The organism is Maribacter sp. (assembly GCA_020629415.1).
GTDB classification, from domain to species: Bacteria; Bacteroidota; Bacteroidia; order Flavobacteriales; family Flavobacteriaceae; genus Maribacter; species Maribacter huludaoensis.
Genome location: JAHDDL010000004.1, coordinates 123999 through 143361, shown reverse-complemented (window position 1 = coordinate 143361; position 19363 = coordinate 123999). Strand labels below are relative to the sequence as shown.

Genomic DNA, 19363 nt, shown 5'->3' with positions numbered 1-19363 from the left:
CGTTACCTGCAAGCTTAAAAAACCACGCTTGAATACAAATTGGAATCAGGTAAAGCTAATTTCGGTTTGGGAATTATAGATGATTTGAATGAATTATCACATTTTAAAATAGAACTGACTGACAAAAATGTACCAGAACAAATTGTTGCCTTTCGAAATAGAATTACGAATGCAGACGGAATTATAATTTGTGCACCTGAATATGTTTCAACATTTCGAGTGGTTTAAAAAATATGATTGAATGTTACATATCAACAACTATTTTCTCTAACATACCAATTGGACTTATTAATTAAATTAAGAATAAATAGTTGCTTAGCTAACTATTTTATTATATTTGCATCAATGATTAATAATAACCTATACTTTAAAATAGAACTTACCGCCAGAAGAATTAGACAGTATGGCCAAAATGTACTTAAATCTCATAATATTGATATTACTATTGAACAATGGCTTGTTTTAAACATAATAAATGAGAATGAATATATAAATCAAATTTCTGTGGGAGACAAACTTGTAAAGGATAAGCCTACTATTTCAAGAATGGTTAATCATTTAGAAAAAAAAGAGTACATAATAAAAACACCATCTTCAATAGATTCTAGAAAAGTTGAATTATCTATATCTAAAAAAGGACAAACTTTAATTAATGACTTATACCCAATTATCGAAAAAATCCGTTTTTCAGGTCTAAGTAAACTATCAGAAAAAGAAAATGAAAGTATTGAAACTATTCTAAATAAAATTCTAAAAAATCTAAGCGACTAATTTTTTGTCTATTTAGTTGTCTAGCTAACTTTAATAAATTAAACATTTTAAATTAAAAATTATGAAAACAAAAATTTTAACATTATTAACAATCGTTGTCTTATTTTCTTGTAAATCAAAAGCTCAAAATGGTAATACTGATGATATAAAATCTACACTAACATCATACATCCATGCAGGAGATATAAATGATGTTGCAAAATTAAAACCATACTTACATGATGACTTTAGAGTTGTATTATACGATACTAAAAAAGACGCCACATCTATTTTGGACAAAAAAACTTATGTATCATTTATAAAAACCAAAAAATTTGGAGGATATGAAAGAACTGCTAATTATGAAGATATTCAATTGATTGGAAATAATATGGCTTCAATAAAAATGACACTCACAAGCCCTGGGAAACCTACATTAAAGAATTTTTATTCATTGGTGAAAATCAAAGGTAAATGGTTGGTGTTTCAAGATTTTGTAACCTTGATTTTCTAATAATTAATGAAATATCTATTAATAGCTATTGTTTCTATTCTATCCATTTCTTTCTGTAAATCACAGAAAGAAGATAGTAATAGACAATTAATCAAAGAGAGTATTACCTATAAAGAAATAGGTAATACTCTCTTAAAATTACACCTTTTCACTTCAAATAAAGAGGAAAAAAAACCTGTAATTGTTTTTTTTCATCCTGGTGGTTGGATTTCTGGGTCACCATCATTCTTTTTTGAAAAAGCTAAAATGTTTTCATCATTAGGTTATCATACAGTTTGTGTACAATACCGATTAGCCAATTTAAAAACAACAACACCTAAAGACTGTCTTAACGATTCCAAAGATGCTTTAAGATATCTAAAGCAGAATAAGGAAAAACTAAACTTAGATATGTCAAAGTTATTTCTGATAGGTTATTCGGCCGGAGGACATTTGGCCCTAATGACTCAATTGAATACAGATGAATCAATCCCCATAGCGAATAGAGTATTTACCATTGCCTCGCCAGTAGATTTAATGGAAGATGAACTATTAAAAACATCTGTAATGACTACTAACGAAAAAATAGAACTATCGCCTATTAATCATATTCAAAACTTGAAAACCAAACTTTATCTCTTTAATGGCACAACTGATGAATATATAGCATATTCAACCATCTCAGATTTTAGTAATAAAGCAAAACAATTGAACAAAAATGTTGAATTAACCACCTTTAAAAATACTGGTCATTTTTTATTGACTACAACACATAAGGAAAAAATTGAACAAAAAATAAAACAAGAAATACTTAAAGAATAGTTTAATATGAATACTACAAATAAATCTATCGTTATTGATTTTATTGAACAGATATGGAATCTAAATCAGTTTGAAAAAATGGATACTTATGTTTCTGATGATTTTATTGACTATTCACTACCATCAAGATTACCTACCAACAAAAAAGGGATGAAAAATTGGATTATTGGAACTGGTAAATCATTTAAACATAAAACAATTATTGATACTATTGTTAGCGAAGAAGATAACGTAATTGTAAAAATAAAAATGAATCTTAAACACGTTGGTGTTTGGAGAGGCATCAATCCTACAGATTTAAATATTACAACTGAGGGTTATAGATATTATAAACTTAAAAACAAAAAAATTACAGCACATTGGGCTTTAATTGATGGTAATGCTATTCAAAATCAACTAATTCCATTTAAAGATAGAGATACTTGTTAAATTTCAAGAATAAAGCATATTATTTTTAAATCTTGAAATGATTTATTACAAACCATTCTTAAGAAGAAATTTAAAGTGTAAATAGGATTAGTTCCCAAACATAAAATTAAAAGCCAGCAGGTAACAAAGAACTGAGATAAAAAACAAACAAATTCTTCTTTAATCCGAGACAATATTATTTCAGGCTCATAGATTCAATAACTTGATTCTTTGAGCTTTTTTTATTCGATCTAGCTTCTATTTATCTAGGCAATATTGAAACGTATGTTTCATCATATGGCCTGCCAGATTTTGCAATGGCAAAAGACTGCTTTAAAAGTTTGTTGGCAACGGCTATCAGTGCCAGTTTCTTGCTCTTTCCCCTGTTCACGATCCGCTCATAAACCTCTCTGCATGCCCTATTGTGCTTACAAGCGTTAAAAGAACATAGAAACAATAGGTTGCGAAGTTTTCTATTACCGACCTTGCTTATTCGCGCACGACCTTTTACACTGCTCCCCGATTCCCGTATCGTTGGGGTTATACCTACATAGCTACAAAGCTGTGCCGCATTTTCGAACTTATTGAACCCATCGGTGACCACTATTAGGAACAATGCAGTCTTTTGACCTATACCTGGTATTGACATCAATAAAGTCAATTGCTCCTGTTGGTCCTCTTTTACCAATGACAGAATCTTTGATTCGATAGCGGCTACCTCTTTATTGAGCAGTTTCTTATTACGTATCAAGGAACGATAAACAAACTTTGAAGGTATGCCCAGAACAGCTTCTCCGTGTATCTTGTTCTTGGTCGCGGTACGTTGTTTTAAATAGATATCCAATAACCGGAACAACTGTAAACATTCGCTCTGGATATCCGTCAAGGCATTGTAAATAGGTACCTCGTTGACCAGTGCATATTCACATATAGCCTTGGCATCGCTCTTATCCGTTTTTACTTTAGCCAGTTTCATTTGAATGAAACGTTTTACGGATAATGGGTTTACTACTGAAACTATTACTCCATTTTTGTAAAGAAACTGGGCAAGTCTATAATGATAATAACCGGTTGCTTCCATAACGACCAATGAACATTTGGGCAGTTCCTTAAGGAATTTCTTAAATCCAGTTTCATCGTTCTTATACTGGTCGTGACCTTTGTTACTACCATGTACATCAAAGACATCTTTACTGATGTCGACTCCAAAAGTTTCTTTATATTTATTCATAAGATATGTTTTACGAAAGAACCGGCTACTTCTGCTCACAACAACTTGAAAACGAGATCTAAGGTCTCACAGAACTGAACGTGATCTAAGTAGTAAAAGAGAGAGGATTATCAATGTTGTCGAAGTCTAAAGCTTCACCGTATATAGTAACCTTAATTCTCTCTTTTGTTCTTTCTAGTTATATCAACAATTTACTGAGAATCAAACTTAAGCCGTATATAAAAAATAGCGCTAAGGTACAAGCCTGAATCGTTTTTCCTTTTAATTAAGTATATTGCTTTCGGAAAGATTAGTGCTTATAAATCCGCTACTTTTCATATACAAGACCGTTAGGCAACATATTGACCCGTCCTGAAATATGTATACAAAACACTTCAAGTATATGTATAAAAATGATGGATATGTAAAACGCTATAGTGAGAGCTTTAAGCTCAAAGTCTTGGCAGAACTTACCAAAGGAAACCATTCCAAAAGACAAATTGCATTAACTTACGGTATACAATCCAGTACTATAAACGTATGGATAAAAAAGTATGATCGTAAAGATTTAATGAACACCCGTGTAACCGTGCAAACAGACGACGAACTTTCCCGTATCAAAGCCCTTCAAAAAGAGCTGAATTATTAAAAACAATTTTAGCTGATGACTTCCGTTACACAGACACTTTAATAGAATTAAGCGGACTAAATGAGGTTTCTGACTATATTGCTGAATTTCATAAGCAATCTCCATGTATAACTTTTGCCCAAGCAAATGTGATTTCTCATCACAACAAAAATCTAGTAAAATGAAACACTCTTAATGAAAACAAAGAAGTAATTGACGGTGGGTCTAGTTTTTTACTAGTTGAAAACAATAAATTAATAGATATAACCGGCTTTTTTGAGGTAGATAATTATCCTGAACAATAATTCAAGCTTTTACAAATTAATGTTGTTTCAAAAATCACAGTAGTATATTTTATTATTACTGTGATTTTTTATTTACCCAATGTTTAAAAGTCCCCTACTTCTTCTCAGATACAAACACATTCAGATTCCAAGAAAATTAGAAAAGGGCTGGATTTCTATGAAACAATATTATATTAAATAGTCTAGAACTCTTTGTCCCTCCTATTGTCTCTACAGATGTATTAGCCAAAGCAAATGTTTTAGACCGTTAGATTGGAATGTGTTTAAACCTAAGCGTTGACATCCATACTCAGTACTTAGCCAAACCATGTAATCACACATTTATTTAAGCTAATGGATTATTCTAAATATCTTATCTTCAACTATAGAAATAAACATACGAGCCGAAACGTTGTAGGAAAGCTCTAAAAATTATTGCACCGAATGGAATTTGATCGTACCGGAATAATATTATATACCCTTGAATACAAAAATTGTGTGGATTTTTATGAAAATATTTTAGGTCTCAAGAAAATGTTTGTGGGCGAAAATTTAACTTGTTTTGAATTTGGACACGCATATTTGATGATAGAATTAGACGATGAGTATAATGGTCAAATAACGGAAATGGAAAGGACAAAAACTTGTTTGCGAATGAATGTTCCGAATGTGAAAATGTTTGCAGAAAAATTGACCAGAAAAGATATAAAAGTGGATTACCAAGAACATTCTTGGGGAACAATAGCCAAATTTTACGACCCAGACGGAAACTTATGTGCATTTAAGGACAGCAAAAAATTTGAAGAGCAAATTGCTGATATTAAAAAAATGGACTAATCAAAGCTTAACCGTTATAATCAATAGCTCTAAAAATATAATCCGTCTGATTGAAATGAAAGGCAAAATTATAGTAACAACATTTCTATCAATCCTAATAGGACTCTATATAGCCTTCCATTTCACGCTCTTTTCTGGAATGAATCCAATCCTAGATAAAATTTCCTTAGCTATTATGATTGCCATATTCATATGGAATCTAGCTCTTATATTTAGAAAGAAAAATAAAAAAATTAAATTAGTTCATTTATCCATATTGGTTTTGGCTATAGTATTCGGTCTTTATAAAGCTAAAGATTCTTTTGATTCACTTACTGAAGAAAATTCAAGAATTTATTATCAAACAGATATAGAATTAGAGAATTAAGTAATATAGCTCAAGACTCAAAGTCGCAACACAAATAGGCTCTTGTTCTTAACCTCAAGTATAGTTATATTTAGAGTGTCTATCAATTCTTTAGGGTTTGGCATTCAACATTTAAATAAGAACAAAAAAAGTTTGTGATTAATTATATTTTAGACAATTTACTATCGCAGATCAAGCAATCTTTTTGTGCATTATAAAAAATAGAAATAGCCTTATCCATAGCAAACTGCTACCGCATAAAAGAAACTAAGTGAAAACTAAAATTTATGAGCCAAACAGCGCTCTGGCCGACTTTATAAAGTGCTATTGGACATTGGAGAGTTCATTAGAAAACACACCTAAAAGAAATACGATAATTCCTGATGGAACCATGAAACTAATATTTCATTATGGTGACCTGTATTGGCATCATCCAAAGGATGGAAAAAGTTTCTTACAGCCAAGATGTTTTTTGATAGGACAACTTACAAAGCCTTATGTTGTTGAACCTGTAGGAGAAACAGGTACTTTTGTAATTCGTTTTAATTCAAACGGTTTTTCACCTTTTACGGACATTCCAATAAAAGAAATGGAAAACAAACCTATTTCCTTAAAAAAATTGTTCGGTGATAAAGGTGAAAAATTGGAATACGATATTTTAAATGCCAATAACACTGATGAACGCATTAAAATAGCCGAAACTTTTCTTTTTGCATTATTAAAGAGCAAAGAGGTAAAAGACCGTATAGTAAACGCTACAATTGAAGCAATAACGAAATACAAAGGACAGCTTTCTGTCAATGAACTATCTGATAGAGCTAGTCTAAGCCGTAGAATTTTAGCCAGAAAATTTTCTTCCAACATAGGGTTAAGCCCAAAACAACTTTCAAAAATTGTTAGACTACAAGCCTCTCTAAAGTCACTTTTAGAAAACGAGAATTCAAATTTAATAGATTTGACCTATGAGAATGAGTACTTTGACCAATCTCATTTTATTAAGGATTTTAAAGAGTTTACAGGGATTACACCTAAAGAATTTTACGGAGAAGAATTAAAAATGTCTTTGATTTTTGATGCTAAAAAATAGCATTGTCCCATTTTTACAATTTTAAGTCTCCCTGCATTCGCAAATTTGTAGGGAACTTTAAAACAATTAAAATGAAAACTGTAAATCCTGTTTGTTGGTTTGATATTAAAGTAGCCAACTTAGAAAGAGCTAAAAAATTTTATGAAACTGTTTTTGCCGTAACATTGACCAACTTACCTATTGAATGGGGAAAACAAGCCACATTCCCATTTGAAAATGATGGCGCAAATGCAACCGGGGCTTTGGTAGAAAAGGAAAACTATGTTGCAAATGACAACAACACCGTTGTTTATTTTGCCTCTGTAGATTGTACCACGGAAGAAATGAGAATCGAAAATACAGGTGGAAAAATACTAAAATCAAAAACACCAATAGGTGAATTCGGCTTTATATCAATATTTTTAGATAGTGAAGGAAACACAATTGGTCTTCACTCAAGAAAATAAGTGAAAGTAAAATCTTCCATATTAGTTTAGCGGTATAACAAATAGACTTAAAGTTTCTAAATTAGATGCTTTAAGTTTATTTCTTTGATCAGTGTTTTTTAAAGCAAAATATATTACTGACGTAATGATATCTTATTTATGAGGGCAACTTTAGATTTTGCTAAAATACACCCCCTCTCCCATTACATTTTTAACCAATTTAATTATACTATTTTCATCTTTAGAATTTTTAGAAATTCAATATTAACTATAGGCATTTAACACATTTAAAATGAATTTAAAGTACTCTTTGGGATACATCTTAACTATTCCTCTTTTACCAATTATGTACTTTCAAGGCAAAAGAATCAAAAAATCAGTTCCTAGGCTGCCAGAGGCCACAGGTATTGAAGGCTGTTCTACAGTATCTACCAATACAATATTACAAATGCTTACCATTGGTGAAAGTACTATTGCCGGTGTAGGTGTCCAAACCCACGAAGAGGGATTTACCGGGGCTCTAGCCCATAAACTGGCCACCGCACTAGACACAAGTGTAAATTGGAAAGTTTATGCCAAAAGTGGGTATACCGCTAAAAATATAAATGACAAAATTATTAATCTTATTACAGAAAAAAGTACAGATCTAATAGTAATAGGCCTTGGTGGTAACGATGCTTTTGAACTGAACTCACCTAAAAAATGGAACAATGATATTCGTAAGTTAATAGATAGTCTTAGAAGTAGATTTAAAAGTACTCCTATTGTCTTTACAAACATGCCGCCTATTAAAGAATTCCCTGCTTTTACATCACTGATAAAGTTTACCATCGGAAATTTAGTTGATATTCTTGGTGATGAATTAAATACAATTGTAAAAGATTATGAAAAAGTGTATTACTACGCTTTAAAACCATCTAGTAAAGACTATATACAGAGGTTCAATTTGGAGTTACAACCTTCTGACTTTTTTATAGATGGCTAGATCCATCAAAGCAAACGTATCAGATTTGGGCAAAAGACATAGCTAACTTTATTACGGTATCAGATGAAATTAAAAATAACTTGGACTTAGGACCATCAACCATTTAAAATAAATTAATGAGCATTATCAGCTTGCTTTTGGGCAAAAAGAAAACTATTAATCACCCTAAATTAGGCATAATTAAAAGTGATAGAATAAGAGGCAATAATTTAACCAAAACATATACGTGGCGCGGCGGCATTATAATAGGCAACAATACTATAAAAACACAATTTTATTTAAAAGGTAAAAGCTCCTCACCCCTTAGCAACCAAATAGACTTTGTTTGCCAACTTGTAGAAAATTGGGATAAACAGTTTCTACCCAAAATAGAAGAAGAAATTGTACAAGAAAAAATTAATACAATTAAAGCATTTTCTAATTGGAGAAATGATTTTTACCTCGCTGCAATTTATGCAAGAAATGACAGAAGCTCAGATTTTGAATTAACATTAGAACCCAAAAACGAAAACATTACAGATACCATGGGCATAGAGGTCAAAAATGGGCTCATTACCAAAGTATCGGTATATTAATATCTGATTGAGAACAGCAGTATTTAGATATTAAAAAAGAAATATTTCAAACCAAACCATAGAAACACACGCTAAATATTTCTACTTAAAAAAATTTATAATACATTTTTTAAATCTTACTAATTAAAAAATTGAATAGATAGTTTCGTTAAATTTATACTATGGATAAAATAGCGATATTATACCAAGCCCAATTACCGCCTATTAAAGAAGGTATTCAAAAACCAATGAAACCTGGAGGCTATGCAGATAGCGGAGCGGATATAGCTTTTGCATTATTAAAAAACCAATATCATGTAATTACACCTGTAGAACATCCAAATGAAAGTATTGACAAGGATTGGGTTTTTCCAGACACAGAAGATGGTATTAAAAATGCATTGAATAAAGGAGCAAACATCTTTTGGCTGAATACGGTGCTCTATAACCTCCACAACATTGAAAAATTTTATAACAAAGACCTCTTTATTGTAGGACAAACACCATCCTTAGTAGATACTTTTGATGATAAAATGTATACCAATTATATTTTAGCAAGTAACGATATACCTATCCCTAAAAATCAACTCATTACCAATGAAGATTACAATAACCTTTCATTGGACTTAAAATTTCCTTTAGTATTAAAACCGATAAGAGGAAGAGGAAGTCAAGGTGTAACGAAAATTAATAACCACAAAGATCTTTTAGATAGGTTACATGCTATGTTTTCAAACAATACCTATGGCACCGCTGTTTACATTGAAGAATTTTTAATTGGAAAGGAAATAACAATTACCGTAATGCCTAAAGGGAATTACATGGTAAACGGCAAAGAATTGTTTTATGATAGACCATGGTGCTTACCTGCTGTAGAAAGATATAATCATGATAATGGTATTGCCCCTTATAATGGAACAGTTGCTGTTATGGAAAACAGTAAAGTACTAAGTGATGCAGAGTTACAGAGTAATGAAATTCTAGAAGTTTATAAACATTGCGTTAAATCTGCAGAGATAATAGATATTAAAGCTCCCATTAGAATAGATTGCAGATCTAACAGTACAGGAAAATATTATTTATTTGACCTTAATATGAAACCGAATATGACCGGCCCCTCAAGGTCCCACAGAAATGACCAAGATAGTTTATCGTTACTATCTGCAAGAAAAGTAGGGTGGAATTATATTGATCTTTTGAGCAACATCCTGAACCAAAAATGGAACTCGGTATCCATAGACAAATAAACAACAAGCACTTTAAAATGAAAAGTCACAAATACGAAATAAAAGTTGAGTGGACAGGTAACGAGGGAAACGGAACTTTAAACTATACTTCTTACAACCGTAATCACGAAATTAAATCCATTGGTAAATATGATACAATTCATGGGTCTTCTGATCCGTCATTTTTAGGCGATAAATCAAAATATAACCCAGAAGATCTTTTTCTGTCTTCAATAACAGCATGTCATATGCTATGGTACTTACATTTATGTTCCGTACATAAAATTATAGTAACTGCATATGAGGATAATGCTACGGGTATAATGGCGGAAGATAATAACGGTAGCGGAAGGTTTACAGAAGTTACCCTTAACCCTACCGTTAGAATTTCGGATAAAAACAGAATTCAAGAAGCTAAAGAATTACATGAAGAAGCTAATAAAATGTGTTTTATTGCCAATTCTTGCAACTTTGAAATTAAACATAAACCTAATATTATTTCAGATTAAGACTCATAGAAAAATGTATGTACACCGTATTATACATTTATAAAAAATAGGCTATAAAACTAGATATAAGGCTATTGCACCAGAACACTACTACCCCATCATACCAATTTACAATACCACCTTTCCTTTTCGTATCCTATGTTTTCAACAGAAAATCAAAAATCTTAATTTTATATTAAATATTTTACCAATCGTTCGGTAATTAAAAAATAATATTACATTTGTACCATGAGACCACAAAAGGTATTGGACATAGAAATATTAACAGGGTTAACAAAAGTCTTTAGATCAAGAGGCTATGAAGGTGCTAGCTTAAAAGAATTATCAGAAGCTACCGGTCTTAAAAAAGCTAGTTTATATCATAGGTTTCCTAATGGCAAGCAAGAAATGGCAGATGCTGTATTGCAACACTTAGAAGATTGGGTTACCGACAATGTTTTTAATACATTATTGGACACCAACCTTGATCCATCTACTAGATTAAAAGAAGGCTTATCCGCAATTAGAACTTTATATGATGGTGGCAAAAACATCTGCATTTTTCGTGCACTTTCTATGCAAGCCGGCATTGAACTATTTGAAGAGCAGATCAACCAAGGAATGACCGCATACCTTTCTGCCTTTAAAGAAATAGGTATTGCCTTAAAATTAACTCCAGTAGCAGCAGAAGAAAAGGCCTTGCAAGTATTGATAGAAATACAAGGAAGCTTAATTGTAACCAAGGGCTTAGGAGATATCAGCATTTTTGACAAAACCCTACAGAACATTGAAAACAAGTATCTAAACTCATAAAAAAATTTAATACTATTTTTTACCGAATGTTCGGTAATAAATTCTAAACTATGAAAAAGTACCCATTACCCCCTTTTACAGAAGAAACAGCAAAACAAAAAGTACAATTGGCAGAGGATGCCTGGAACAGCAAAGACCCTATAAAGGTTTCCATGGCTTATACCGTTGACACTGAGTGGCGCAATAGAAGCCAGTTCATTAATGGTAGAAATGAAGTGCAACAATTTTTAGAACACAAATGGACCAATGAACAAAATTACAAGCTAAAAAAAGAGCTATGGAGCTATCATGGTAACCGAATAGCCGTAAGATTTGAATATGAATATCAAAATCAAGAAGGACAATGGTATCGTGCTTACGGTAATGAAAACTGGGAATTTGACGAAAATGGATTAATGCAAAAAAGATATGCAAGTATTAATGATTTAACAATTAAAGAAAACGAAAGAACATTATAAATGAGAACAATTAACCTTATATGCATCTTGGCATTGACACTAACAACATCATGTCAACAACAAAACACCACACAAAAAAACAAAGAATCCTCAATCATAAAAAACACAAAAACAATGAACACAATACAGTATAAAAAAGAAAATGTAAAGGGAATAAACATTGCCAATAGAGAGGCTGGTGATCCAAGTAACCCCACTATTGTATTATTACATGGTTTTCCTTCTTCATCGCACCAATATAGAAAAGTCTTAAATCAACTTTCTAATGAGTTTCATTTAATAGCACCGGATTATCCTGGTTTTGGAAACAGTGATTTTCCTTCTCAGAATGATTATCAATATACATTTGACCATATAGCTGAAACAATCAATTCTTTTTTAGAATCTAAAGCTATAGATAAGTATGCTATTATGATTCAAGACTATGGTGCCCCAATTGGATTTAGAATAGCAACCGCACATCCGGATAGAATAACTGCAATAGTCAATCAAAACGGAAATGCCTACGAAGAAGGTCTAGGACAAGCCTGGAAAACTACTATGGAATTTTGGTCCAATAGAAACAAGGAAACCGAAAAGGCCTTATTACCATCTTTTTCATTGGAAGGGTTAGAATGGCAGTACACGCACGGCACTAGAAACCCAGAAAACGTGAATCCGGACACCTGGCATTTAGATTTCTTAAGACTGTCTAGACCAAATGCACATGCCGTAAACCTAGATCTGTTTTATGATTATCAAAATAATGTAAAACTATACCCTAAATGGCAACAGTATTTACGCGACAACCAACCTCCACTATTGATCGTATGGGGTAAAAATGATGCTTTCTTTCCTGAAAGTGGTGCCCAAGCCTTTAAAAAAGATGTAAAAAATATAGACTACAACATTTATGATACCGGACACTTTGCACTGGAAGAAGACGGCAATGACATTATAGAGAAAATGAGGTCATTCTTAAATAAAAACGTACGATAAATAATATCGGTTTACAAAACAAAGCGGCTATGGGTAATACCCTAGCCGCTTTGTTTTTAGTATATCTTAACGAAATGTATTTTTTCTTTAAAAATTAAGCCATTAAATTAACCTACAATATTATGGGTCAAGAAAGAAAACATCCCCTTAAGTTATTAACTTAACCTTACAAAAGTCATTTGCATTTAGCTTGCATCTTTCTTAGATCAGTAGTAACCTTTAAATAAAACAACATGAAAATTTTAATAATAGGAGGCAACGGAACTATTGGTAAAACCGTAGTTTCTCACTTTAAAAATGATAATGAAGTTATTATTGCTGGCCGTACAACCGGTGATGTCACAGTAGATATTGCAGACAGCAGCTCCATTTCATCCATGTTTGAAAAAACAGGAAAATTAGATGCCATCATCTGTATTGCCGGAGAGGCAAAATGGGACAATTTCAACAACCTAACGGAAGAAGATTATTATATAGGTTTAAGAAGCAAACTAATGGGGCAAGTAAATTTGGTTCGCATAGGACAACATTATTTAAACAAAAAAGGCTCCATCACGTTAACTACCGGTATTTTAGCCGATGATCCCGTAGTAAAAACCACTAGTGCAGCTATGGTAAACGGTGGTATTCATAGCTTTGTACAAGCGGTTGCCCTTGAATTGGAAAATGAGATCAGAGTAAATGTGGTATCGTCTGGTATGGTAGAAAATGCCTATGAGAAGTATAAAGACTATTTTCCGGGGCACAACCCCATTCCTATGCCTAAAGTAGTAAATGGTTATGTACGTAGTGTAAAAGGTAGAGGAAACGGAGAAGTTATACGTTTGTATGATTAATAATGACTTCTTAAAACAAATTATCAACTGTTTTTCTATTTTTAATTGTGAAGAATAAAATTGATTTTATCCAAAAGTGGGAATACCCACAAGTTGTAGAGGTTTGGGAAGCTTCCGTCAGAGCTACACATCATTTTTTAAAGGAAAAGGATATCCAGTATTTTAAACCTTTGATCTTAAACACCTATTTAGATGCCGTAAATCTTCGTGCTTATAGAAATCACAATAAGGAAATCATAGCTTTTCTAGGTGTTGACCAAAGTAATCTTGAAATGTTGTTCGTACATCCAGATTATAGGGGCCAAGGTATTGGGGCATTGTTATTACAATATGCCATTAAAGACTTGAAAATAGACAAAGTAGATGTAAATGAACAGAATGAACAAGCTGTAGGTTTTTATGAACATTATCAATTTAAAACACAAAGCAGGTCAGAGTTAGATGCTACAGGTAAAACCTACCCTATTTTACATATGCAGTTAGAAAAATTTGGTGCATAATTTAAAAGCTTTTGACGTTCAGAAGGTTAATAAAATAACTAACTTTAGAAAAGAACTTTCTTTAGTATCAGAAAGAACAAAAAACTTTAAATCATGAAAAAACTTCTAGCTACAGTACTACTTGGCGGTCTTGTAATATCTTGTAATACTTCAGATAAAAACAAAGGGACTTCAATTGACAATTCAACCGAGACTACCGAAGAAATTGCGGATAAAAAATCAAATTTAAAATCTATTGAAAGTGATCAAGATTTAATTGCTACGGCATTAATGGCAGCACCAAAAGATAGTAGGGAAAATACTAAAGTTATCGGTTACAATATGGCAGGTGAATTTGTTACGCTAAAGGAAGGTGACAGCGAGTATATTATACTTGCAGACGACCCAAAGAAAGACGGTTTCAATGCCGCGTGTTATCATAAAGACCTAGAACCTTTTATGGCACGGGGAAGAACCTTACGTAACGAAGGCAAATCTTCAGACGAAATTTTTGCTATACGCGAAGCAGAAGTAAAATCTGGTAAAATAAAAATAACTCCCGGTTCTACTTTGCACATTTATTACGGTCCAAATACAACCTTTGACCCAGAAACATCACAAGTTGAAGGTGCTAAACTACGTTACGTTATATACACCCCTTTTGCCACATCTGAATCGATCGGTTTACCGGAAACACCCTCGGCTCCCAATCACCCTTGGATCATGGACCCTGGTACTCACAGGGCACATATTATGATTTCTCCGTTAGAAAATAAAGTAGAATAATACCATTGCACGTCTAGTAACATTCAAGTGATATGACCAAACGAATACTAAGTTACCTTGGTTGGCTTGTTGTAGCTATACTTTTAGGGTTATTTCACATGCGCATAGTTTTAGGACCGGCACCAGAATCAGACCATACTAAATTCTCGTTGTCAAGTATGGTATATGAATGGGCATTGGTACAGGTTGGCACAATCATTGGCTGTATTATTGCCGTTATATTTATTTTGCTAGATGTTGTATTTCTAAATAACAAACCTAAAGGTAATAGCAAACCAGTACTTTTTAAATTTCTGATTATTTCTATAATTGCTGTTATTGTTGGGGTTACCCATTATGTTTTAGAAGAAGTGATCAATGTTATTTAGATAAGCAGAGGTATAGATATTGTTACAAACTATATCTTAGCAATATGAATACAGTTGATATTAGGACAGTAGATGTTGTTCAGTATTTGCAGCCCTTACGGGAAGGAGGCTCCATGCCGGCCATCGTAAAAGCAAATGATGATTTTTTATATGTACTGAAGTTTAGAGGGTCTGGCCAAGGAAAAAAATCGCTCATTGCAGAATTTATTGGTGGAGAATTGGCACGTGCCATAGGTTTAAAAGTACCTGAACTGGTATTTATGAATTTAGAGGACTCCTTTAGACAAACAGAACCAGATGAAGAAATTCAAGATTTATTAAAGTTTAGTGTTGGGTTAAATCTTGGATTGCATTTTTTATCCGGCGCCATTACTTTTGATCCATTAATTTCTACGGCAGATGCATTGACGGCATCTAAGGTAGTAGTATTGGATAGCTTGATCAGCAATATAGATCGAACGGCAAAAAATGCAAATCTCTTATTTTGGCACAATGAGTTATGGGTCATAGACAATGGTGCCAGTTTCTATTTTCATCATAATTGGGAAACCTGGGAAAACCATTTATCAAGAACCTTCCCGTTTATAAAAGATCACGTACTATTACAACAGGCAACTGCCCTCTCTGAAGCAACAGCAGAAATTAAAAAGTACATTACCTTAGAAAAAGTAACTGAAATAGTTTTAAATATACCAGAAGATTGGCTAACAAGCGAGTCTGACGTTTTGAATGCGGATGAAAAAAGAGCTGCCTATATACAATTTATAAACACTAAACTATCAATGATAGATGTATTAGTAAAAGAAGCCGAAGATGCAAGATAGACATACATTTAAGTTTGCCATAGTTAGAATAGTGCCGAAGGTAGAAAGAGAAGAGTTCTTTAATGCTGGGGTGATTTTATTCTGTAAACGAACAAAATTTCTTGATATTAAATATCATATTGACGAGAAAAAATTAAAAGCTTTTTCTCCAGAAATAGAATACGAGATATTAAACGAATATTTAAAGGCATGGAAGCTAATATGTGAGGGTAATAATGCTGGCGGTCCTATAGGTAAATTAGACCTACCAGATCGATTTGGATGGTTAACAGCTTGCAGAAGCACCGTTATACAAAGCTCTACCACCAGATCAGGACTAAGTACAGATCCTGAAAAAGAGCTGGAAGATATTTTTAACAAGTATGTCTTGTAATTCTAATATCTGGTACAAGTCATCAGATAGAAAATAATGTATTTACTTTAATTTTATCCTTAAAATATTTATCGTTCTTTAATATCCAGGTTTAATAAGTAAGTTTATCAAAAATATATAGACCTACCTACCAAAAAAAAAGCAAAATCTCTCTTAAATGGAATCATCAAAACTTCAAACTATTATCCAAGGTATACCAAAAGCGGAACTACATTTACATTTAGAAGGTAGTTTTGAACCAGAGTTGATGTTCGAGATTGCAAAAAGAAACAACATCAACTTACCCTATGATTCCATTGAGTCTGTAAAAGAAGCTTACAAATTCAACAATTTACAAGAGTTTTTAGACATCTACTATGCAGGCGCACAAGTATTGTTGCACGAGCAAGATTTCTTTGATCTTACATGGGCATATTTAACCAAAGTTCACAATGAAAACGTAAAACATGTAGAAGTATTTTTTGACCCACAAACACATACAGATCGTGGAGTAAGTTTTGATGTGGTCATTAATGGAATTCATCGTGCCTTGGAAAAGGGCAAAAACGAGCTTAATATTTCTTATAAACTTATAATGAGCTATTTGCGTCATTTAAGTGAAGAGGCTGCTTTTAAGACCTTAGAAGAATCATTACCATTTAAAGACATAATTGATGGTGTTGGTTTAGATTCCTCGGAAATGGGAAATCCGCCAAGTAAGTTTAAAAAAGTATATAAAGCATCTGCAGAACATGGATACAAACTAGTGGCACATGCAGGCGAAGAAGGTCCTGCAGAATATATCTGGGAGGCTTTGGATATTTTAAATGTAGTGCGCATTGACCATGGTAATCGTTGTCTAACGGACGAAGCTTTGATAAAAAGATTGGTGAATGATAAAATTGCGTTGACCCTATGCCCTACCAGTAATGTTGCCTTAAAAGTAATTCAGAAGATGGATGAGCACCCGGTTGGCAAAATGTTGGACAAGGGGATTGTTGCTACCATTCATTCAGATGATCCTGCGTATTTTGGTGGATACATGAACGAGAACTACTTTCAAACGGCAAAAGCACTCAATTTAAGTTTAAAGCAAATAGAGCAATTGGCTATCAATGCATTTGAAGCTAGTTGGCTAAATGACGCATCCAAAGCAAACTATATTCAAGAAGTAAAAGATTATTTTAAGACTGTTTGATCAGCAAGGGGAATAAAAATTTCAAAGACGGTACCGTTGCCCAAAGAACTTTCTACCCTAATTTGCCCTTTGTGCGTGGTAACAATACGTTTTACAATGGCCAGACCAATACCGGTACCTTGATATTCTTCATCGCTATGTAAACGTTGAAAAATTTCAAAAACCTTGTTTTCATATTTTTGATCAAAACCAATACCATTATCTGTTACTACGATTTTGGAATAACGCGTATCTTCAACTAACTGCAACTTTGGATAATCTGCACCTTGTACAATTTTTCCAGTTACTTTTATAACCGGTTTATCTTCTTCTTTGGTAAACTTAATAGCGTTGGTGAACAGATTGAACAGCAATTGTTTAAACTGTATTGGCCTAACCGTAATTTCGCAATCTTTTGGAATTCTTAGTGTAGTTTTATACTGCTTAAGTTCTTCGCTCAATACGTCTTTTACATCTAAAACCAGCTTTTTTAACGAAACCGTTGTCAAACTATTATCAATAGTCTCGGTAGCGCCATACGTCAATAAATCTTGTATAAGGTTTCTCATACGAGCCGCAGAGCGATCAATTCTTTCTAGTTTATGTTTACCGGTATCAGAAAGATTATCAAACTCATTGTCACTGATTTGGGAAATGAACATTTGAATTTTACGTAAAGGCTCCTGTAGATCATGACTGCAGATATGGTTGAAAGACTCTAAATCATTGATCATCAATTCTAACTTTATCGTCTTGATTTCCAATTGATTTGTACGCAGAAAAACCTTTTTCTCTAATTTTTTAGAGAATTTTTTTAGCTTTTTATGGGCACGTTCAAGCTCTAATTTATTCTTTCTAAGCTCTAATAAATTAATTACCTGTTCAGACAATATATTTAGTGATTCTTTCTGACTAGGGGTTAATTTCTTTGGTTTGCTATCAATGACACATAAAGTACCTAGGGGAAGGCCGTTTGTAGTTTTTAAAGGTATACCTGCATAAAAAACAATATTAGGATCACCGGTGACCAATGGGTTGTCATGAAACCGTTCATCTTCCCGTGCGTTTTCAACAGTAAAAATAGGATCATCACCAGTAATGGCATGAGCACAAAAGGCATCTTCTATGGGCGTTTCAGAAACACCAAGCCCGTAGTGAGATTTAAACCATTGTCTTTTATCATCAAGCAACGTAATTAAAGAAATGGGTGTTTGACAAATTTCTGCCGCAAGTTTGGTTAGATTATCATAATCTTTCTCTGGTAAGGTATCTAAAATTGAATAAGAATTAAGAAGAGTCAATCGTTCTTTTTCCCTATTATGAACTTTGGCTTTTGTCATAGACTATTAAGAAGAGGTGGTTTTAAAAGCAACAAATATAAGGCCCAATTGCTTTTGATCGTTTAAATATAATACAATCCTATTAAAAAAAACCAATAAAAGGCAGAGCTGGGGAGTGAATGAGGCTTATAATTGATAAAATAAAAGGTTATAGCAGGCATTGAATATGGGCTTAGCTTAACCAAAAGAGTTGCCAATAAAGTTAAAATCTACTCTTGCATATTTATAAACTATTTCTTTTTGCGTTCTTATAAAAACATACTAATAACGTACGTAAAAAGAAAAAGCTCAATATCAGATAGATATTGAGCTTAACTCTAAGCGGAGAAAGAGGGATTCGAACCCCCGGAGGTGTGACCCTCAACAGTTTTCAAGACTGCCGCATTCGACCACTCTGCCATTTCTCCTG

Annotated in this window: 26 protein-coding genes and 1 tRNA gene; 24 read left to right on the top strand and 3 right to left on the bottom strand. The window is 32.8% G+C overall.

Features of this window, described 5'->3' with window-relative positions:
• Positions 1–39 precede the first annotated feature (39 nt).
• The 5 genes from QZ657_RS17210 (at position 40) to QZ657_RS03315 (ending at position 2494) form a co-directional block, all read left to right on the top strand.
• Entirely contained in the window at positions 40–228 is a 189-nt protein-coding gene (locus QZ657_RS17210) for an NAD(P)H-dependent oxidoreductase (RefSeq protein ID WP_366934149.1), read from the top strand.
• Positions 229–345: 117 nt separating this feature from the next.
• The gene (locus QZ657_RS03330; RefSeq protein WP_157766167.1) at positions 346–771 is read left to right on the top strand and encodes a MarR family winged helix-turn-helix transcriptional regulator; all 426 of its coding nucleotides are present in this window, start codon (positions 346–348) and stop codon (positions 769–771) included.
• A gap of 61 nt (positions 772–832) precedes the next feature.
• Entirely contained in the window at positions 833–1264 is a 432-nt protein-coding gene (locus QZ657_RS03325; protein WP_066316411.1) for a nuclear transport factor 2 family protein, read from the top strand.
• Between the two features lie 6 nt (positions 1265–1270).
• Positions 1271–2065: an alpha/beta hydrolase gene (locus QZ657_RS03320; protein WP_291964965.1), complete on the top strand. Its 795-nt coding sequence runs from the start codon at positions 1271–1273 to the stop codon at positions 2063–2065.
• Between the two features lie 6 nt (positions 2066–2071).
• Positions 2072–2494 (top strand): ester cyclase, encoded by a 423-nt coding sequence (locus QZ657_RS03315; protein WP_291964963.1) that lies wholly within the window; start codon positions 2072–2074, stop codon positions 2492–2494.
• Between the two features lie 241 nt (positions 2495–2735).
• Here the strand turns inward: QZ657_RS03315 and QZ657_RS03310 are convergent, their stop codons facing one another.
• On the bottom strand, positions 2736–3704 hold the full coding sequence (locus QZ657_RS03310; protein WP_291964961.1) for a transposase: 969 nt from the start codon (positions 3702–3704) through the stop codon (positions 2736–2738).
• A 382-nt stretch (positions 3705–4086) separates the two neighbouring features.
• On the opposite strand from QZ657_RS03310, the gene QZ657_RS03305 reads away from it, so the two are divergent.
• From QZ657_RS03305 to QZ657_RS03215, 19 genes are all read left to right on the top strand, one after another.
• A complete protein-coding gene (locus QZ657_RS03305; protein WP_291964959.1) occupies positions 4087–4332 on the top strand; it encodes a transposase in 246 nt (81 codons plus the stop codon).
• A 707-nt stretch (positions 4333–5039) separates the two neighbouring features.
• A complete protein-coding gene (locus tag QZ657_RS03300; RefSeq protein ID WP_291964957.1) occupies positions 5040–5432 on the top strand; it encodes a VOC family protein in 393 nt (130 codons plus the stop codon).
• Positions 5395–5799: a hypothetical protein gene (locus QZ657_RS03295; RefSeq protein ID WP_291964955.1), complete on the top strand. Its 405-nt coding sequence runs from the start codon at positions 5395–5397 to the stop codon at positions 5797–5799. Before QZ657_RS03300 ends, QZ657_RS03295 begins: the two co-directional genes overlap by 38 nt.
• A 250-nt stretch (positions 5800–6049) precedes the next feature.
• The gene (locus tag QZ657_RS03290) at positions 6050–6865 is read left to right on the top strand and encodes a helix-turn-helix transcriptional regulator (protein ID WP_291964953.1); all 816 of its coding nucleotides are present in this window, start codon (positions 6050–6052) and stop codon (positions 6863–6865) included.
• A 71-nt stretch (positions 6866–6936) separates the two neighbouring features.
• Positions 6937–7311: a VOC family protein gene (locus QZ657_RS03285; protein ID WP_291964951.1), complete on the top strand. Its 375-nt coding sequence runs from the start codon at positions 6937–6939 to the stop codon at positions 7309–7311.
• A 271-nt stretch (positions 7312–7582) separates the two neighbouring features.
• Positions 7583–8275 (top strand): SGNH/GDSL hydrolase family protein, encoded by a 693-nt coding sequence (locus QZ657_RS03280; protein WP_291964949.1) that lies wholly within the window; start codon positions 7583–7585, stop codon positions 8273–8275.
• A gap of 116 nt (positions 8276–8391) precedes the next feature.
• Positions 8392–8850, top strand: a complete 459-nt coding sequence (locus tag QZ657_RS03275; protein WP_291964947.1) for a hypothetical protein — start codon at positions 8392–8394, stop codon at positions 8848–8850.
• Positions 8851–9011: 161 nt separating this feature from the next.
• Entirely contained in the window at positions 9012–10076 is a 1065-nt protein-coding gene (locus QZ657_RS03270; protein ID WP_291962844.1) for a carboxylate--amine ligase, read from the top strand.
• Between the two features lie 17 nt (positions 10077–10093).
• Positions 10094–10564, top strand: a complete 471-nt coding sequence (locus tag QZ657_RS03265) for an OsmC family protein (protein WP_291962842.1) — start codon at positions 10094–10096, stop codon at positions 10562–10564.
• A 228-nt stretch (positions 10565–10792) separates the two neighbouring features.
• The gene (locus QZ657_RS03260; RefSeq protein WP_291964945.1) at positions 10793–11356 is read left to right on the top strand and encodes a TetR/AcrR family transcriptional regulator; all 564 of its coding nucleotides are present in this window, start codon (positions 10793–10795) and stop codon (positions 11354–11356) included.
• Between the two features lie 50 nt (positions 11357–11406).
• A complete protein-coding gene (locus QZ657_RS03255) occupies positions 11407–11814 on the top strand; it encodes a nuclear transport factor 2 family protein (RefSeq protein WP_058103141.1) in 408 nt (135 codons plus the stop codon).
• A gap of 114 nt (positions 11815–11928) precedes the next feature.
• Positions 11929–12792: an alpha/beta fold hydrolase gene (locus tag QZ657_RS03250; RefSeq protein WP_291964943.1), complete on the top strand. Its 864-nt coding sequence runs from the start codon at positions 11929–11931 to the stop codon at positions 12790–12792.
• A 233-nt stretch (positions 12793–13025) separates the two neighbouring features.
• Positions 13026–13628 carry a short chain dehydrogenase gene (locus QZ657_RS03245; protein ID WP_099191873.1) on the top strand — a complete coding sequence of 201 codons (603 nt, stop codon included), beginning with the start codon at positions 13026–13028 and terminating at the stop codon, positions 13626–13628.
• 47 nt (positions 13629–13675) lie between these two features.
• Entirely contained in the window at positions 13676–14128 is a 453-nt protein-coding gene (locus QZ657_RS03240) for a GNAT family N-acetyltransferase (protein ID WP_291964941.1), read from the top strand.
• Between the two features lie 93 nt (positions 14129–14221).
• Positions 14222–14893: a hypothetical protein gene (locus tag QZ657_RS03235; protein ID WP_291964939.1), complete on the top strand. Its 672-nt coding sequence runs from the start codon at positions 14222–14224 to the stop codon at positions 14891–14893.
• A gap of 32 nt (positions 14894–14925) precedes the next feature.
• Positions 14926–15261 (top strand): hypothetical protein, encoded by a 336-nt coding sequence (locus QZ657_RS03230; protein ID WP_291964937.1) that lies wholly within the window; start codon positions 14926–14928, stop codon positions 15259–15261.
• Positions 15262–15305: 44 nt separating this feature from the next.
• Positions 15306–16085, top strand: coding sequence for a HipA family kinase (locus tag QZ657_RS03225; RefSeq protein ID WP_291964935.1), 780 nt, complete (start codon positions 15306–15308; stop codon positions 16083–16085).
• A complete protein-coding gene (locus tag QZ657_RS03220; protein ID WP_291964933.1) occupies positions 16075–16458 on the top strand; it encodes a DUF3037 domain-containing protein in 384 nt (127 codons plus the stop codon). The genes QZ657_RS03225 and QZ657_RS03220 overlap by 11 nt, the downstream gene beginning before the upstream one ends.
• Before the next feature lie 157 nt (positions 16459–16615).
• Positions 16616–17635 (top strand): adenosine deaminase, encoded by a 1020-nt coding sequence (locus QZ657_RS03215; RefSeq protein ID WP_291962828.1) that lies wholly within the window; start codon positions 16616–16618, stop codon positions 17633–17635.
• Here the strand turns inward: QZ657_RS03215 and QZ657_RS03210 are convergent.
• Both QZ657_RS03210 and QZ657_RS03205 read right to left on the bottom strand, forming a co-directional pair.
• A complete protein-coding gene (locus tag QZ657_RS03210) occupies positions 17617–18954 on the bottom strand; it encodes an ATP-binding protein (protein ID WP_291964931.1) in 1338 nt (445 codons plus the stop codon). The genes QZ657_RS03215 and QZ657_RS03210 overlap by 19 nt on opposite strands.
• 322 nt (positions 18955–19276) lie before the next feature.
• Positions 19277–19361, bottom strand: a tRNA-Ser gene (locus QZ657_RS03205).
• Positions 19362–19363: the final 2 nt, after the last annotated feature.

What these genes read in the sequence shown, in the direction of transcription:
- QZ657_RS03330 (WP_157766167.1), top strand. Translation starts at nt 346, where the DNA reads ATGATTAATAATAACCTATACTTTAAAATAGAACTTACCGCCAGAAGA.
- QZ657_RS03325 (WP_066316411.1), top strand. Translation starts at nt 833, where the DNA reads ATGAAAACAAAAATTTTAACATTATTAACAATCGTTGTCTTATTTTCT.
- QZ657_RS03320 (WP_291964965.1), top strand. Translation starts at nt 1,271, where the DNA reads ATGAAATATCTATTAATAGCTATTGTTTCTATTCTATCCATTTCTTTC.
- QZ657_RS03315 (WP_291964963.1), top strand. Translation starts at nt 2,072, where the DNA reads ATGAATACTACAAATAAATCTATCGTTATTGATTTTATTGAACAGATA.
- QZ657_RS03310 (WP_291964961.1), bottom strand. Translation starts at nt 3,704, where the DNA reads ATGAATAAATATAAAGAAACTTTTGGAGTCGACATCAGTAAAGATGTC.
- QZ657_RS03305 (WP_291964959.1), top strand. Translation starts at nt 4,087, where the DNA reads ATGTATAAAAATGATGGATATGTAAAACGCTATAGTGAGAGCTTTAAG.
- QZ657_RS03300 (WP_291964957.1), top strand. Translation starts at nt 5,040, where the DNA reads ATGGAATTTGATCGTACCGGAATAATATTATATACCCTTGAATACAAA.
- QZ657_RS03285 (WP_291964951.1), top strand. Translation starts at nt 6,937, where the DNA reads ATGAAAACTGTAAATCCTGTTTGTTGGTTTGATATTAAAGTAGCCAAC.
- QZ657_RS03280 (WP_291964949.1), top strand. Translation starts at nt 7,583, where the DNA reads ATGAATTTAAAGTACTCTTTGGGATACATCTTAACTATTCCTCTTTTA.
- QZ657_RS03275 (WP_291964947.1), top strand. Translation starts at nt 8,392, where the DNA reads ATGAGCATTATCAGCTTGCTTTTGGGCAAAAAGAAAACTATTAATCAC.
- QZ657_RS03270 (WP_291962844.1), top strand. Translation starts at nt 9,012, where the DNA reads ATGGATAAAATAGCGATATTATACCAAGCCCAATTACCGCCTATTAAA.
- QZ657_RS03265 (WP_291962842.1), top strand. Translation starts at nt 10,094, where the DNA reads ATGAAAAGTCACAAATACGAAATAAAAGTTGAGTGGACAGGTAACGAG.
- QZ657_RS03260 (WP_291964945.1), top strand. Translation starts at nt 10,793, where the DNA reads ATGAGACCACAAAAGGTATTGGACATAGAAATATTAACAGGGTTAACA.
- QZ657_RS03255 (WP_058103141.1), top strand. Translation starts at nt 11,407, where the DNA reads ATGAAAAAGTACCCATTACCCCCTTTTACAGAAGAAACAGCAAAACAA.
- QZ657_RS03250 (WP_291964943.1), top strand. Translation starts at nt 11,929, where the DNA reads ATGAACACAATACAGTATAAAAAAGAAAATGTAAAGGGAATAAACATT.
- QZ657_RS03245 (WP_099191873.1), top strand. Translation starts at nt 13,026, where the DNA reads ATGAAAATTTTAATAATAGGAGGCAACGGAACTATTGGTAAAACCGTA.
- QZ657_RS03235 (WP_291964939.1), top strand. Translation starts at nt 14,222, where the DNA reads ATGAAAAAACTTCTAGCTACAGTACTACTTGGCGGTCTTGTAATATCT.
- QZ657_RS03230 (WP_291964937.1), top strand. Translation starts at nt 14,926, where the DNA reads ATGACCAAACGAATACTAAGTTACCTTGGTTGGCTTGTTGTAGCTATA.
- QZ657_RS03225 (WP_291964935.1), top strand. Translation starts at nt 15,306, where the DNA reads ATGAATACAGTTGATATTAGGACAGTAGATGTTGTTCAGTATTTGCAG.
- QZ657_RS03220 (WP_291964933.1), top strand. Translation starts at nt 16,075, where the DNA reads ATGCAAGATAGACATACATTTAAGTTTGCCATAGTTAGAATAGTGCCG.
- QZ657_RS03215 (WP_291962828.1), top strand. Translation starts at nt 16,616, where the DNA reads ATGGAATCATCAAAACTTCAAACTATTATCCAAGGTATACCAAAAGCG.
- QZ657_RS03210 (WP_291964931.1), bottom strand. Translation starts at nt 18,954, where the DNA reads ATGACAAAAGCCAAAGTTCATAATAGGGAAAAAGAACGATTGACTCTT.